The sequence below is a fragment of the Arcobacter sp. F155 genome (assembly GCF_004116455.1).
In the GTDB taxonomy this organism is placed as follows: Bacteria; Campylobacterota; Campylobacteria; order Campylobacterales; family Arcobacteraceae; genus Halarcobacter.
In genome coordinates, this window is sequence record NZ_PDJU01000008.1 from 104,216 (window position 1) to 117,995 (window position 13,780).

The window sequence follows — 13,780 nt, forward strand, 5'->3', positions numbered from 1 at the left end:
CTTTAATAAACTAACTCAATCTCTGGAGTCTTTGCAGGAACTACTTCTGTAATAAGTTTTATACTTCTATTAGAAGGTGTTCCATTATCAACTATTTCATAATCTGTAACTCTTACTCTTACAATACCATTTGCTATAGCCCCAGAGTTTAAAGTAATAATATCCATCTCGATAGGAAGATTTGCTCCACTTGGACCAATTATGTCAAAAATACCATCAGATAAATGGTTTATTTGAGTTACCCAAGTAGAGTAATCATTTCCTAAATAAGTTCCCAATAAACATATTGGTGTCTCAGTTTTTCCATTTTCAAAATTTATACTCTGGCTTGAATCATAAATATCAGATAACATATTGCTGTAGTGAGAAAACTCACTTTGACCACTTGTACTACATCCAGGTAATGAAGCATCACAACTATCAACATCAAAACCTAAATCAGAAAAATCAAATTTATTACTTAATGCAAAAGAACAATCACAATCACAATCAGTAATTACTGGATAGAAAGTATCTTTATCTGAATACTCCCAATCTGCTGTTAAAGAGTAGTTCATCTCAATTGCATCACCGATGTTAAATGTTCTATCATTAATAGCAAAAGGTGCAAGTCCTGCTGAGTAGTCTGAAGTAGGAGTAGGTAAATCAACACTTGTAATAGTTGCTCTAGATTCAACATTTAATGTTAAAAAATCTAAATCTAAAAATTTTAACCAGAAAGTATCTTCTTGATAGTTTGAAATAGTTGCAGTAACTGTATTTGGTTCAGAAACAAAATCCCATGAATAAACAATAGTATCTTTTATCTCTTGACCAAGTTTTGTTTCTAAAAGCATATCTTGATGTACAGCTTCTGCGTTAAAAGTGCTCTCTTCTATTTTTACATAATATTTTGCAAGGGTTAAAACAGCATTATCAGTTATTTTCTTTAAATTATAATATTTATCTCTTGCTTGCATGTTATCACTAATAGTTGCACCTAATCCAATTAAAGCAACAAATAAAAAAAGGCCTAAAAGAATTTGGTCAATAAAAGCTTTCTTCATGGTACTTCCTTAAAAAAGACTAGGATATATTTTAAAATATATCATCATATCAACTATAGCTACAGAGATAAACATAGCTGGAGCCATAGGAGCAACTCTTCTTTTCATCAACATTTGTTTATATAGTAAAGCAAAAGTTTGAACAAGACCTGTTACAACTAAAAATACAGCAAAAGGCTTAACTCCAAGATATAAAGCTATCACCATCATATACTTTATATCTCCACCACCTAAAATTTGTGTTCTATTTAAAAGTAAAATCACTACAAAAAAAAGTAGTACCAATAAACTTAAAATAATAGAGCTTATATATATTTTCGATTCTAATAGACCAAAAGTAATTAACATAACAGACATTGCTAACAGAATATTGTTTGGGATTAAAAACTTTTTATAATCTAAAAATGCTAGAAAAGAGGAAAATATATAGAAGACTATTGTGAACATAATTAAGCCTTTTTCAAAAAAAAAGAGAAGGTATAAACCTTCTCTTTTTTGCAAAAGTCCAGAATCAACCTCCTGAAGCATCACCTGTAACTTCTGTAATTTTTGTAGTTGCTGAAGTTTTAACTGTATCAGTTTCTGTACCAATCCATGAATTTAAACCAACAACTGCTCCTACACCAACGATAACAAGTAATAAAGTTACAAGGATTTTATCCATTGCACCTTTTTCACTTTTTAATCTTCTTTTTAAAAACTCTAACATAATTATCTCCTTTAATTAAAGTTAATTCTAAATGTCAGATAGTGTAATTGCAAGCTAATTAATATTAATATAAATTTGCAACCCGGCTATCTTAAAATACAAGACCCGTAGCTTTCCGTCCTTACCTCACGATAAGTTTGGCTAGTTTGTTTTGTAAATCTATTGTCACATATGTAACCTTAAAGTAATATAAATAGTATCATAAAAGTATCAAAAATGACACTTTTCCAGAAAATTATTATTTTATTGCTTTTTAATACTTTTAAAACTCTTTTTAGCTATAATCCAAGCACTTTACTAGTTAAGGAAAATTATGACTGTAGATGATAAATTAATTGATAAACTATCAAAGTTATCAAGCTTAGAGATTGAAGATTCAAGAAAAGAGAATCTAAAATCAGAACTTGCTGATATTATCAACTTCGTAGAAAATTTAAATGAGATTGATGTATCAAATATTGAAGCTACATTCAATACAGTTGAAGGTGGAACTCCATTGAGAGAAGACACTGCTAAGCAAGATTTAGAACTATCAAATCAAATCTTAGAAAACGCTCCAAAAAGCGAAGATGGATACTTTATAGTACCAAAAATTATAGAATAGGAAAAAAAATGGCAGTTAAGGTTTATGGAATAAAAACCTGAAACTCTGTTAGATCAGCCTTAAGGTTTTTTAAGGACAACAACATAGAAGTAGAGTTTTTCGATTTGAAAAAAGACACTCCTACTTCAACTTCTATAGAGTTCTGGGTTCAAAACGCAGGAATTGATTTAGTTTTTAATTCAAGAGGAACTAAATATAGAACACTAAAATTAAAAGAGTTAAACTTAGATGACTCTGGAAAACTTGAATGGCTTATAAAAGAGCCAATGCTTTTAAAAAGACCTATTATAGAATATGATAATAATGTTTTAGTAGGTTTCAATGAAGAGACATATAAAGAGACTTTCTAGTCTCTTTATAGTTTTATTTACTTTCTTGCTTCTTTTAACGTTTCAGCAATCATAAATGATAATTCTAATGCTTGGTCAGCATTTAATCTTGGGTCACATTGAGTGTGATATCTGCTAGAAAGACCTTCAGCTGTAATAGCAGAACTTGAACTTCCTGTACATTCAGTTACATTTTGTCCTGTCATTTCTAAGTGAATACCACCTGCATAAGTACCTTCTGCTTTATGGATTTGGAAGAACTGTTTTACTTCACCTAAAATAGCTTCAAAATCTCTCGTTTTGTATCCATTATCAGTTTTGATAGTATTTCCATGCATTGGGTCTGATGACCATAATACATTTCTTCCTTCTTCTTTTACTCTTTTTAGTAAATTCGGGAATTTATCAGCAATCTTTTCATTACCCATTCTAACAATTAGATTTAATCTTCCTGCTTCATTTTCTGGGTTTAAAGCATCAATTAGTTTTATTAATTCATCTTCTTGCATAGAAGGACCAACTTTACATCCAATAGGGTTTTTAATACCTCTAAAGTACTCTAAGTGCGCTCCATCAAGTTCTCTTGTTCTATCACCTATCCATAACATGTGTGCAGAACAATCATACCAATCACCAGTTAATGAATCTTTTCTTGTTAATGCTTCTTCATAGTTTAATAATAATGCTTCATGAGAAGTATATAAAACAGTCTCTTTTAATTGAGCTGTATTTTCAGCAGTGATTCCACATGATTGCATAAAATCTAATGTTTCAGAAATCTTATTTGCTAAGTTTTCATACATTTCACCTAGTCTATTATCTTTTACGAAATCAAGGTTCCATGAATGAACTTTATTTAAATCAGCCATACCACCTCTTGCAAATGCTCTTAATAAGTTAAGAGTCGATGCACTTTGATTGTATGCTTTTAATAATTTCTTAGCTTTTGGTGCTCTATCTTTTTCATTAAAGCCCATATTATTTACAATATCACCTCTATATGAAGGTAAAGCTATTCCATTTACTTCTTCAAAGTCTGCACTTCTTGGTTTTGCAAACTGACCTGCAATTCTTCCTACTTTTACAACTGGGCATCCACCTGAAAAAGTTAAAACAACTGCCATTTGCATCATTACTTTAAATAAATCTTTTATATTATTTGCATTAAATGCATTAAATGACTCAGCACAGTCTCCACCTTGTAGTAAAAATGACTTACCATTTACTACCTCAGCTAATTGAGATTTTAAGTTTCTTGCTTCCTCCGCAAAAATTAAAGGAGGATAAGAAGCTAATTCATTCTCTACTTTTTTTAATTTTTCTAAATCTTTATATGTTGGTTGTTGCTTAATAGGGAAATCTCTCCAGCTATTTGGACTCCAAGCTTTCATTATATAACCTTTATTAATATGAAATTGGAAAAATTTTATCCAAAAAGAACTTTAAGTTGACTGGAAAATAGGAGGGATTAAAGTAGTAAAACTACTTTAATCTGCTTTTCTTGCTAGTTTATTTAATAGGTCTGCAAAAGAGTCTTTAAATGCTTCTAAACCATCATTTAAAAGCTTAGTATAAACTTCTTTTACATCAATGTCTTTTGATTCTAATAATTTAAAATACTTATTACACTCTTCTTCACTAATAACTTTTGTAGGAGTTTTTTGACCATTTTCTAACCAATCTTCAATAGTAGCTAATGGTGCTGTATTTACAGAGTGTGGATAAATTAAAGTATCAATATAATAACTTGCTCTTAACTCATCACCTTTTACTCCTGTACTTGCAAAAAGTGTTCTAATGTTTTTATTTTCAAACTTTTCAACTTCGTGGTAACACTTAGTTGCATTGATAATTCCAAGTTTAGCAGTCTCTAAACCTTTTGAAACCATTTTGTTATCACACATTCTATCAAGTCTTGAAACAAATACAGAGATAACAGCTTTGATATCTTTGTTTGAAGCTTTAATTCCTTCATCTAAAGCTTGTGCACATTTAATAGCTTGTTCTGGTGAGAAAATTAAAGTTGCATTTACGTGAATCCCTGCACTTGTAAGTTCTTTCATTGCTTCATATCCAGCCTCAGTTGCAGGAACTTTAATCATAACGTTATCTGCTCCAATTAAAGAGTTTAGTCTCATTCCCTCTTCAACAGTTCCCTTTGCATCATCACAAAGTGTTGGGTCAACTTCAATTGAAATAAATCCATCATTGTTGTCTTCTAAATGTAAATCATGTAAAAGTTCCGCTGCTCTTCTAATGTCAGAAACTGCTAACTCTTCATAAATAGTTTTTGCTTCATTTGCTTTTAGCATTTGAAGTTGTTGGTCATATGCTGCTGAATTTGTAATAGAAGATTCAAAAATTGCTGGGTTTGAAGTAGCTCCATGGATTACTTCATCTTTAATAATATCTTGAAATCTATTCTCTAAAAAATCTCTTTCTATAAAATCACACCATAAAGAGTAATTAATATCTTCTTTTAAACTCATTCATTATCCTTTTATTTTACGTAGAACGCTTTGTTACTTGTTATATATGGTCTAATATTTTTGTTAAATCTTTTTCATCAACAATAATATTAGCTTCTTTTTTTAATATATCTTTCGCACAAAATGCAACTTTTTTTGCTGCATAAGGGAACATAGAAACATCATTTGCTCCATCCCCTGCTACTAAAGTATCTTCTTGTGAAACTCCAAGCATAGCTTGAACTCTTTGAATCATATCACCTTTAGAAAAACCAAACATCATATCTCCACCAACAAGACCTGTTAAAATTCCATCTTTTTCGTGTAGTATGTTTGAAAAGTCTGCATCTATTCCTAGTTTTTCTTTAGCTGGACCTGTTCCTATTCTAAAACCTCCAGAAAAACAAACTACTTTATATTCTTGTTTTTTAAGCTCAGTAATTAATTCAAAAGCACCTGGCATAAGAGGTAAATCTTTACAAATCTCTACAGCTTTTGCATACTCTAAACCTTTTAGTAAAGATACTCTTTCTACTAAAGATTCAAAAAAGTCAAGCTCTCCTGCCATTGCTTTTTCAGTAATACTTGCAACTTTTTCTTCTAAACCTAAAGGCTTAGCTAAAAAGTCAATTGTTTCTCCATCCATTAAAGTTGAATCGAAATCAAATACAGCTAATTTCATATACATTTTCCTAGTTTTATTCTTTTAAGGCTATAATATTATCCAAATTTTACTAAAGGAAACTGATTGAAGTTAGCTTGTATTGATATTGGACTTAAAAGAATAGGACTTGCAATTTGCCTACAAGGGGACATTGTTACACCTCTTCCTGCAATATTAAGAAAAAATAGAAATCAAGCTTCAAATGATGTTTTAAAAACTTTAAATGAGTGGGAAATTGATACTTTAGTTGTGGGATATCCTAGTGCAAGTGAAGATATGCAAAAAAGAATTAAGCACTTTGTAAATCTACTTGATTTTGACAAAGAAGTTATCTTTCAAGAAGAGAATATGAGTTCAATAGAAGCAGAAGATTTGATGAAAGGTGACATCAAATATAAAAGAGACGGTAGAGTTGACTCCCTTGCTGCTAAAATTATATTAGAAAGATACCTTATTAAGAACTAATCCCTTTATTTAGTTAAGTTATGAACCACTGCTATTGCAACACCCTTATCATGAGTTATTGAAAGAGATGTTTTTTTAATCTTATATTTCTTTCTTAAGGCTTTAGAATACTTTAACTTAGGTGCACCATTTTTATCTTTTTTTATTTTTAAATCATGAAAAGAACACTCTTTTCCAATACCTGTACCTATTGCTTTACTTGCAGCTTCTTTTGCTGCCCAAAAACCAGCTGCTGTTTCAGCCCTCTTTATTAACTCAATCTCTTCATCACTAAGAAATCTTTCATAAGCTCTTCTTCCGAACTTCTCATACATATTTTTGATTCTATCAATTGAAGCTATATCAATACCTATCATTTTTAACCTATCTCTTTGTATAATTCTTTATGAAAATATTTTTACGTAAATTATTATATCTTATCATTATGCTTTTTATCATAAGTTTAATATCTTTTGTAGCTATAAACCTAACTCCAAACTCTTTTTTTGCAAGTGGAGAATTAAATCCAAATATTACAAAAGAGTCTATTGAACAACTAAAGGCTATCTATGGTTTAGACAAACCTCTTTACGTACAATATTTCTCTTGGGTTCTTGCTATTATACAACTTGATTTTGGAATATCTTTTGCAAGTGGAGAGCTTGTGAAAAATGAGATTTTACAAAAACTTCCAGTAACTTTAACACTAAATATTATTTCAATGTTTTTAATCTTTATTATTTCACTTTACTTAGGTATCAAAGCAGCCCTAAATAAAAACTCTTTATTTGACAAGTTTGCTAGTCAACTTTCTTTGGTAAGTTTTTCTATGCCTTCATTTTATTTGGCACTGATTGCCATAATGGTTTTTTCTATTCACTTAGAAATACTTCCTATAGCAGGACTTCACTCAGTTGCCGATGATGGAAGTTTAACTTACTATTTAGACTATGCATGGCATTTGATTTTACCAATTACTATAATCACTTTTGCAGGAATTGGAAGTTTGACTTTATATGTAAGGTCACTTGTAATTGAGATTTTAAAATCAGATTATATCTTCTTTGCAAAAGCAAGAGGACTTACAAAAAATCAAATTCTTAGATACTATATTTTACCTAATCTTTATCCACCAGTTATTACTTTACTAGGGTTATCTCTTCCAGGAATAATTGGAGGAAGTGTTATCTTAGAATCAATTTTTTCTATAAATGGAATGGGATTACTATTTTTCCAAAGTGCTTTAAGTCATGATTACCCAGTTATTATGGGAATACTTATTATTGGAGCCTTACTTACACTTCTTGGAAATATGATTGCTGATTTAATCTTACTAAAACTGAATCCAAATTATGATGCAAAATAGTTAGGATTTCTTAGGTATTTAGCAATTTTTTTATACACTTGCCAAAAAGAAACTTGATAAGGAAAGTCTTGAAAATTTTAAAAACAATAGAAGAACTTCAAGAAGTAACTTCTTCTAATAAAACTAAAACTACAGGTTTTGTTCCAACAATGGGAGCACTACATGATGGACATATCTCTTTAATAAAACAAGCGAGAAATGAAAATGAAGTAGTTGTAGTTTCTATCTTTGTAAATCCAACACAATTTCTTCCAGGTGAAGATCTAGATGCTTATCCAAGACGTGACGAAGCAGATAAGAAAATATGTGAAATGTGCAAGGTTGATTATCTATTTATGCCTGATATTTCTACTATGTATACTAATGAAGAAGTACTAATAAAAGCCCCTAATAATAGTTATGTTTTAGAAGGGAAAACTAGACCAGGACATTTTGATGGAGTTTTACAAGTTGTACTTAAACTATTTAATTTAGTTCAACCAACACGTGCTTACTTTGGTAAAAAAGATGCTCAACAATTAACTCTTATACAACAAATGGTTAAAAATCTATTTTTACCAATTGAAATAGTTCCTTGTGAGATAGTTAGAGAAAAAGATGGCTTAGCACTTAGTTCTAGAAATGTTTATTTAGATGAAACTCAAAGAAAAGATGCTCTTTTAATCTCTAAAGCTTTATATTCTGCTGCTTCACTTGTAGGAAAAAGCGAATTAAAAGCATCTGTTTTAAAAGAAAAAATGCAAGAAGTAATGCAAACTTTAGATGTAGAGTATATTGCTGTTGTTGATAGAAACTTTAATGAGATTGAGAAGATTGAATTAAAAAACTCTATTATACTTGTAGTTGCAAGATTTGGAAATACAAGGCTACTTGATAATATCTGGCTTTAAGATAAAAAAGGTGTACTATTAAAAGTACACCGCTTTAAAGCTTGCTATTTCTTTATTCTCTTTATCAAAGAAACTCATACTCTCACCTTTGATTTTAAAAGTTTTTGCACTTGATAAAACCTTTGCAAAAGCATCTTCAGTTTTTATATTTGGACACATCATTTTTGTACTAGCTACTTTGCTAAACTCTATGTTTTCATTATTTTGTGTAAACTGTCCAAAAAAATTATTACATCCTAAATTTCCAATAACTCTTCCATCTTTTTGAAACTTGATATGGGCTTCTTTTCTAAAAACTTTTACTTCTTTATCAAAAAAAGATATTGCTTTCCAATAAGTATTTGTCAATGACACATTTGGTTTTAGTTGCTCTTTTTGAACATTTGTATTACTCGAACATGCAACAAAAAAAAGGCTCAAAAAGCCTAATACTAAAAGATTAATATTTTTAATCATAACTGCTCCTGTAAATAATCATTTATTAATTTTGCGAAGATAACATATCAAAATGATTTTAATATAAAATTAATGTAAAATTTTCAGCTAATATAATTTACAAAAATCTGATATTATGCTAAAATTCGCAAAAAATTTAAAAAGATAAAAAAGAATGAGATTTAGCGAAACAAAACCTACAAAAACTTTACATTTAGTTAGTCTTGGATGTACAAAAAACCTTGTTGATTCAGAAATCATGTTAGGAAAACTAAAAGAGTATGAAATTATCAATGACCCTACTATTGCTGATGTAATCATAGTAAACACATGTGGATTCATTGATAGTGCAAAAGAAGAGAGTATTAATACTATTTTAAATCTGCACGATGAAAGAAAAGAAGAATCAGTTCTTGTAATGGCAGGATGCTTAACACAAAGATATCAAGAAGAACTACAAAAAGAGCTTCCTGAGATTGATATATTTACAGGGGTTGGAGATTATGACAAGATTGATAAACTTGTAAATGAAAAAAGATCTGCTTTTACAGATGAAGTATTTTTATTAAATGAATCAGATGATAGAGTTATTACTGGTTCTTCTTATCATGCCTATATCAAGCTAAGTGAAGGATGTAATCAAACATGTTCATTCTGTGCAATCCCTAGCTTTAAAGGAAAACTTCATTCTAGAACTTTAGAGTCACTTGTAAAAGAGGTTAAAAATCTTGTTTCAAACGGATATAAAGACTTTTCTTTTGTTTCACAAGACTCTTCTTCATATTTAAGAGATTTAAACATTAAAGATGGACTTGAAAAGTTAATCGAAGAAGTTGAAAAAATTGAAGGTGTTCATAGTGCAAGAATTCTTTATCTTTATCCTAGTACAACAAGCCTAAATCTAATTGAAAAAATCAAAGACTCAAAAGTATTTGAAAACTATTTTGATATGCCTTTACAACATATCTCATCTAATATCTTAAAAATTATGAAAAGAGGAAAAGGTGTTGAAAAACTAAAAGAGCTAATGAACTCAATGAAAGCAGTTCCAAACTCTTTTGTAAGAACAACATTTATTGTAGGACATCCTGGAGAATCACAAGAAGATTTTGAAGAGTTATGTGATTTTGTTAGAGACTATAAATTTGACAGAGCTAATGTATTCTCATATTCTGATGAAGATGGAACAAGTGCATATGATATGCTAGATAAGGTTCCTCAAGAGATTATTGATGAAAGAGCGGAAGTTTTAGGTGAAATTATAAAAGAGACAACTCTTGAATCACTAGCTCAAGAGATTGGAAATGAGTTTGATGTTTATGTTGATGGGGAAAGTGATGAGCATGAGTACTTATTAAGTGCTAGAAAAACTGCTTGGGCTCCTGAGATTGACGGAGAAGTATATATCAATGATAATCAACTACTAAATGAAGATGGCGAAGGAAAACAAATTGAGTTTGGTTGTAAATATAGAGTTAAAATCACAGAACTAGTTGGAGATAAACTACTAGCAACTGTTACTAAAGAATATGCAAACTAAAAACTTTGAAGCAATCAACACAAAAAGAAATCTATTAGGTTTTTCAGGTGGTGTTGATTCTTCTGCTCTTTTTTTTCTTTTACTTGAAAAAAAGATCCCCTTTGATGTTGTAATTGTTGACTATAACTTTAGAAAAGAGTCTAAAGAAGAAGTTGCATATGCAAAAGAACTAGCTAAAAAATACAATAAAAAAATCTATCTAAAAGAAGTTGTTTTAGATAACACTTCAAACTTTGAAAAAAAAGCAAGGGATATTAGATATAAGTTCTTTGATGAAATAATCGAAGACAACTCTTATGGAGCACTAATTACTGCTCACCAACTAAATGATAAGCTAGAGTGGTTTTTGATGCAGTTTACAAAGGGTGCTGGTTTAAATGAGTTACTATCCTTTGAATTAGAATCTAGTAGAAAAGATTATAAGGTTTTTAAACCTCTAATTAATACCTCAAGACAGTCTCTTGAAAACTATTTAAATGAAAATAATATCAAATACTTTATAGATAGCTCAAATGAAGATGAAAACTTTAAAAGAAACTATTTTAGAAAACACTTTTCAAATGCACTTATAAATGAGTTTGAAGAAGGAATTAGTAATAGTTTTGAATACTTAGAAGAAGATTTAAAATCTTTAAAAAACTCAATATCACTAATCTTTAAAGATAAAGATCTAGAAGTGTATAAAAATACAAATGATGATAATCTAAATATCAAAATCATTGATGAAAGTTTGAAAAAAAGAGGAATACTTCTTACAAAAAAACAAAGAGATGAAATTTTAATTCAAAAAGAGTTAGTAGTTTCACATAAAATAGTTGTAACTATTTTAGAAGAGTATATTTACCTTTGTCCATATCTTAAAGACACTATTTTAACAAAAGAGTTTAAAGAAATTTGTAGGATAAATAAAATCCCTAATAAGGTTAGATTTTATATTTTTGAATACTTAGAGATTGAAAAACTGTTAGAGAAAATAGATTAAAGAAATTTTCTTACTTTTCTATTTTCAACAATCTCTTTTCTTGTAGTTTCTTTGTGAGTTTTTAAAAAGTCTACACTTTTATAAAAAAGTTCTTGAAGTCTTTTTAAATCTTCAAGTTCTAAATCAAAATTAGTAATGTCTCCATCACTTAAATACTTCTCATACCATTTAACAAGAGCATCTGCTCTTTGGTAAGAGTCTAAAGAGTCAATATATATTAACTCTTCTAGAGCCTTTAAAGACCTGTCTCTTCTTTCCATGCGTCAATTAAACCTTGAACAACTTTCATTACTTGTTCTACTGCATTAACATTATCATCAACACCTGCAGTAAATAGTGTCTCAATTTGATATAAATATAGCCCATCTAAATAGTAAGAAACATCTCCACCGTTATCAAAATCAAGAACATTTCTTAATTCATCAAAAATAGCAACTGCTTTGTTAATATTAGTAAACTTTGATTCTATATCACCTGTTTCCATTGCATGTTTTACAAAAGATAAATATTTTAATGTTCCTTCATACAATTTTAATACAAGCATGTATGGATCATTTGATACTGCACCTTGCTGTTGATATGCTTCAATTCCCATTAAGTTCTCCAGTTAATATTAAAATCAAGTATATTATATATTTACTTAAGTAAAAATAACTTTAGTTACCTGATACAGACTGTTGAATCATCATTTTTAATCCAGAGAACTGTGCTTCAAATTGAGTAATAATTGCTGTATATGAGGCAAACTGTTGAGCTAATTGAGAATATTTATTATCTAAAGTCTCTTGTGCTTTTGTTTTCTCTTCTTCTAAACTATCTCGTCTTGAAAAAATATTCTCTTCATACTTAGTTAAAAGCCCATCAAAAGAGTCTAATGCATCAACATACTCTTTAAGTTGAGTTCCTAAGCCTCTATGCTCCGCAACACCTGTAAATAACGATTGTAAATCATCCATATTATTTTCTAATTTATCTTTAAATTCTTCTGTATCTAAAGACAAATATCCACTTTTATCAATATTTATACCAAAATTGAAGATATTTAAATCTTTATTTTCACCATAAGAATCAAAAAGTGTAGATTTTATACCTTCCATCATACTTCTTAAAGAAGATTTATCTGATACTGGACTTTCTGCTGAATATAATTCATTATCAACTAAAGATACAAGTTCATTATATTTATTAACTATATCTTGAACTAAATCAGGTAAATTTAAAGTATCTGCTTGGATTGAGATACTTGAAGATGAATCTACAGTATCTACTTCTAAAGCTGTAATTTTAAGTCCACCAACAACTAAAACATTAGAAGATACATCGTAATCAATACCATCAACTGATGCTTGAAGATTTTGAGCCTTTACAGTATTATTAGCAGCATCTTCTAAACCAATATCAAAACCTTGTTGAGTTATATTAATTTTATTATCTAAACCGGTATCAGTACTTTTAATAACTAATCTATTTGTATCTGTACCTACAGACTCAATAGATGCAGAATAGTTAGAGTTTTTAGTAATATCAGCAGCTAAATCATCGTAACTTTTACCTTCAGTAGAATATTTTTCACCTAAAGATAGACCAATAGATGTTGTTAACCCCTCTGTAATTGTTAAAGCAGTTTTTTCATCAGCAGATGTAACTGATAATCTACCAGATAAAGTAAGTTTTGCAGTTAAATCACTATCAGCATTAATATCGCTAATTAAATCTTGATATGTTGTAGTTGCCGTAACATTAAATGTTTTATCTACTCCATCAATATTAATAGTTATACTTCCACCACCACTTGCATCTACTAAATCTGTACTAGCTACTGTAGTATCACTTTGATAAACTGGTCTTCCAGTTTGATTTAATATCAACATATCACCAGCATCATTTCCACCAGTAATTTGAGCAGTAGAATCAGCAAATGAGTTAGTTTGATATACATCTTTCTGAGCAAGTTGATTTATTTTAACTGTAGTTGTTCCTTCGTCAATACTTGAAACATCAACAGCATCAAATAAAGCAGAACTACCTGCAACACTTGCACTTTTTTGATCAAAGGCTGAAACCCCACTAGATATAAATAAATCAAAAGGTTTAATAGATTCTAAAAACTCATTTACTTTATTAATAATAGCATCCAGTTTTTCTGCTTCTCCACCCTCTTCAATAATTTTATCTAATTGGTCTTCTATTAAACCAACAGTAGACTTTCTTTCTGCTTCTTTTAATTTATCAATTAAGTCCTGATTTAAACCTGTAGAACCTGAACTTCCTAATCCTAAAATACCATCAGCCATAATCGCCTC

General features: G+C 29.5%; 17 protein-coding genes, 1 pseudogene and 1 riboswitch. Of the genes and pseudogenes, 7 read left to right on the forward strand and 11 right to left on the reverse strand.

Translation table 11 applies throughout. The features are described from left to right. Positions 1 to 2: 2 nt before the first annotated feature. The 3 genes from CRV03_RS09740 to CRV03_RS09750 all read right to left on the reverse strand — a co-directional run bounded on the left by CRV03_RS09740 (position 3) and on the right by CRV03_RS09750 (position 1,755). A complete protein-coding gene (locus CRV03_RS09740; protein WP_129084950.1) occupies positions 3 to 1,046 on the reverse strand; it encodes a hypothetical protein in 1,044 nt (347 codons plus the stop codon). A gap of 9 nt (positions 1,047 to 1,055) precedes the next feature. Then, complete coding sequence (locus tag CRV03_RS09745; RefSeq protein ID WP_164968648.1) at positions 1,056 to 1,493, reverse strand: prepilin peptidase; 438 nt, start codon at positions 1,491 to 1,493, stop codon at positions 1,056 to 1,058. Between the two features lie 64 nt (positions 1,494 to 1,557). Then, positions 1,558 to 1,755, reverse strand: a complete 198-nt coding sequence (locus CRV03_RS09750; protein ID WP_129084952.1) for a hypothetical protein — start codon at positions 1,753 to 1,755, stop codon at positions 1,558 to 1,560. Positions 1,756 to 1,828: 73 nt separating this feature from the next. Further along, a riboswitch (cyclic di-GMP riboswitch) is annotated at positions 1,829 to 1,907 on the reverse strand. A 161-nt stretch (positions 1,908 to 2,068) separates the two neighbouring features. Between CRV03_RS09750 and gatC the strand changes: the two genes are divergently transcribed. Continuing rightward, positions 2,069 to 2,359: an Asp-tRNA(Asn)/Glu-tRNA(Gln) amidotransferase subunit GatC gene (gene gatC, locus CRV03_RS09755; protein ID WP_129084953.1), complete on the forward strand. Its 291-nt coding sequence runs from the start codon at positions 2,069 to 2,071 to the stop codon at positions 2,357 to 2,359. Positions 2,360 to 2,415: 56 nt separating this feature from the next. After that, positions 2,416 to 2,709 (forward strand): annotated as a pseudogene (locus tag CRV03_RS09760) (arsenate reductase family protein); the annotation flags it as partial. A gap of 17 nt (positions 2,710 to 2,726) precedes the next feature. Here the strand turns inward: CRV03_RS09760 and CRV03_RS09765 are convergent. The 3 genes from CRV03_RS09765 to serB form a co-directional block, all read right to left on the reverse strand. Further along, positions 2,727 to 4,082 (reverse strand): class II 3-deoxy-7-phosphoheptulonate synthase, encoded by a 1,356-nt coding sequence (locus tag CRV03_RS09765; protein ID WP_375153736.1) that lies wholly within the window; start codon positions 4,080 to 4,082, stop codon positions 2,727 to 2,729. 93 nt (positions 4,083 to 4,175) lie between these two features. Next, the gene (locus CRV03_RS09770; protein WP_129084956.1) at positions 4,176 to 5,177 is read right to left on the reverse strand and encodes a transaldolase; all 1,002 of its coding nucleotides are present in this window, start codon (positions 5,175 to 5,177) and stop codon (positions 4,176 to 4,178) included. A 40-nt stretch (positions 5,178 to 5,217) separates the two neighbouring features. After that, complete coding sequence (gene serB / locus CRV03_RS09775) at positions 5,218 to 5,838, reverse strand: phosphoserine phosphatase SerB (protein ID WP_129084957.1); 621 nt, start codon at positions 5,836 to 5,838, stop codon at positions 5,218 to 5,220. A 66-nt stretch (positions 5,839 to 5,904) separates the two neighbouring features. On the opposite strand from serB, the gene ruvX reads away from it, so the two are divergent. Then, the gene (ruvX, locus tag CRV03_RS09780) at positions 5,905 to 6,285 is read left to right on the forward strand and encodes a Holliday junction resolvase RuvX (protein ID WP_129084958.1); all 381 of its coding nucleotides are present in this window, start codon (positions 5,905 to 5,907) and stop codon (positions 6,283 to 6,285) included. Positions 6,286 to 6,290: 5 nt separating this feature from the next. Here the strand turns inward: ruvX and acpS are convergent, their stop codons facing one another. Continuing rightward, the gene (gene acpS / locus CRV03_RS09785) at positions 6,291 to 6,641 is read right to left on the reverse strand and encodes a holo-ACP synthase (protein ID WP_129084959.1); all 351 of its coding nucleotides are present in this window, start codon (positions 6,639 to 6,641) and stop codon (positions 6,291 to 6,293) included. A gap of 29 nt (positions 6,642 to 6,670) precedes the next feature. Between acpS and CRV03_RS09790 the strand changes: the two genes are divergently transcribed. Then, positions 6,671 to 7,630, forward strand: a complete 960-nt coding sequence (locus tag CRV03_RS09790) for an ABC transporter permease (RefSeq protein WP_129084960.1) — start codon at positions 6,671 to 6,673, stop codon at positions 7,628 to 7,630. Between the two features lie 68 nt (positions 7,631 to 7,698). Beyond that, complete coding sequence (gene panC, locus CRV03_RS09795; protein ID WP_129084961.1) at positions 7,699 to 8,520, forward strand: pantoate--beta-alanine ligase; 822 nt, start codon at positions 7,699 to 7,701, stop codon at positions 8,518 to 8,520. An 18-nt stretch (positions 8,521 to 8,538) separates the two neighbouring features. Here panC and CRV03_RS09800 read toward each other — a convergent pair whose 3' ends face one another. Then, positions 8,539 to 8,976, reverse strand: coding sequence for an META domain-containing protein (locus CRV03_RS09800; protein WP_129084962.1), 438 nt, complete (start codon positions 8,974 to 8,976; stop codon positions 8,539 to 8,541). A 154-nt stretch (positions 8,977 to 9,130) separates the two neighbouring features. Here CRV03_RS09800 and rimO point away from each other — a divergent pair, with 154 nt between their 5' ends. Further along, entirely contained in the window at positions 9,131 to 10,495 is a 1,365-nt protein-coding gene (gene rimO / locus CRV03_RS09805) for a 30S ribosomal protein S12 methylthiotransferase RimO (RefSeq protein WP_129084963.1), read from the forward strand. Continuing rightward, positions 10,485 to 11,477 carry a tRNA lysidine(34) synthetase TilS gene (gene tilS / locus CRV03_RS09810; RefSeq protein WP_129084964.1) on the forward strand — a complete coding sequence of 331 codons (993 nt, stop codon included), beginning with the start codon at positions 10,485 to 10,487 and terminating at the stop codon, positions 11,475 to 11,477. The genes rimO and tilS overlap by 11 nt, the downstream gene beginning before the upstream one ends. Here the strand turns inward: tilS and CRV03_RS09815 are convergent. The 3 genes from CRV03_RS09815 to fliD all read right to left on the reverse strand — a co-directional run bounded on the left by CRV03_RS09815 (position 11,474) and on the right by fliD (position 13,771). After that, the gene (locus CRV03_RS09815) at positions 11,474 to 11,737 is read right to left on the reverse strand and encodes a hypothetical protein (RefSeq protein ID WP_129084965.1); all 264 of its coding nucleotides are present in this window, start codon (positions 11,735 to 11,737) and stop codon (positions 11,474 to 11,476) included. The two genes, tilS and CRV03_RS09815, sit on opposite strands and share 4 nt — an antisense overlap. Further along, positions 11,713 to 12,072: a flagellar export chaperone FliS gene (gene fliS, locus CRV03_RS09820; protein WP_129084966.1), complete on the reverse strand. Its 360-nt coding sequence runs from the start codon at positions 12,070 to 12,072 to the stop codon at positions 11,713 to 11,715. The genes CRV03_RS09815 and fliS overlap by 25 nt, the downstream gene beginning before the upstream one ends. Before the next feature lie 61 nt (positions 12,073 to 12,133). Further along, positions 12,134 to 13,771, reverse strand: a complete 1,638-nt coding sequence (fliD, locus tag CRV03_RS09825; protein ID WP_129084967.1) for a flagellar filament capping protein FliD — start codon at positions 13,769 to 13,771, stop codon at positions 12,134 to 12,136. Positions 13,772 to 13,780 lie beyond the last annotated feature (9 nt).

Bases quoted from the DNA above. Each gene is read 5' to 3' on its own strand.
- CRV03_RS09740 (WP_129084950.1), bottom strand. From the start codon at position 1,046: ATGAAGAAAGCTTTTATTGACCAAATTCTTTTAGGCCTTTTTTTATTT.
- CRV03_RS09745 (WP_164968648.1), bottom strand. From the start codon at position 1,493: ATGTTCACAATAGTCTTCTATATATTTTCCTCTTTTCTAGCATTTTTA.
- CRV03_RS09750 (WP_129084952.1), bottom strand. From the start codon at position 1,755: ATGTTAGAGTTTTTAAAAAGAAGATTAAAAAGTGAAAAAGGTGCAATG.
- gatC (WP_129084953.1), top strand. From the start codon at position 2,069: ATGACTGTAGATGATAAATTAATTGATAAACTATCAAAGTTATCAAGC.
- CRV03_RS09770 (WP_129084956.1), bottom strand. From the start codon at position 5,177: ATGAGTTTAAAAGAAGATATTAATTACTCTTTATGGTGTGATTTTATA.
- serB (WP_129084957.1), bottom strand. From the start codon at position 5,838: ATGAAATTAGCTGTATTTGATTTCGATTCAACTTTAATGGATGGAGAA.
- acpS (WP_129084959.1), bottom strand. From the start codon at position 6,641: ATGATAGGTATTGATATAGCTTCAATTGATAGAATCAAAAATATGTAT.
- CRV03_RS09790 (WP_129084960.1), top strand. From the start codon at position 6,671: ATGAAAATATTTTTACGTAAATTATTATATCTTATCATTATGCTTTTT.
- CRV03_RS09800 (WP_129084962.1), bottom strand. From the start codon at position 8,976: ATGATTAAAAATATTAATCTTTTAGTATTAGGCTTTTTGAGCCTTTTT.
- rimO (WP_129084963.1), top strand. From the start codon at position 9,131: ATGAGATTTAGCGAAACAAAACCTACAAAAACTTTACATTTAGTTAGT.
- tilS (WP_129084964.1), top strand. From the start codon at position 10,485: ATGCAAACTAAAAACTTTGAAGCAATCAACACAAAAAGAAATCTATTA.
- CRV03_RS09815 (WP_129084965.1), bottom strand. From the start codon at position 11,737: ATGGAAAGAAGAGACAGGTCTTTAAAGGCTCTAGAAGAGTTAATATAT.
- fliS (WP_129084966.1), bottom strand. From the start codon at position 12,072: ATGGGAATTGAAGCATATCAACAGCAAGGTGCAGTATCAAATGATCCA.
- fliD (WP_129084967.1), bottom strand. From the start codon at position 13,771: ATGGCTGATGGTATTTTAGGATTAGGAAGTTCAGGTTCTACAGGTTTA.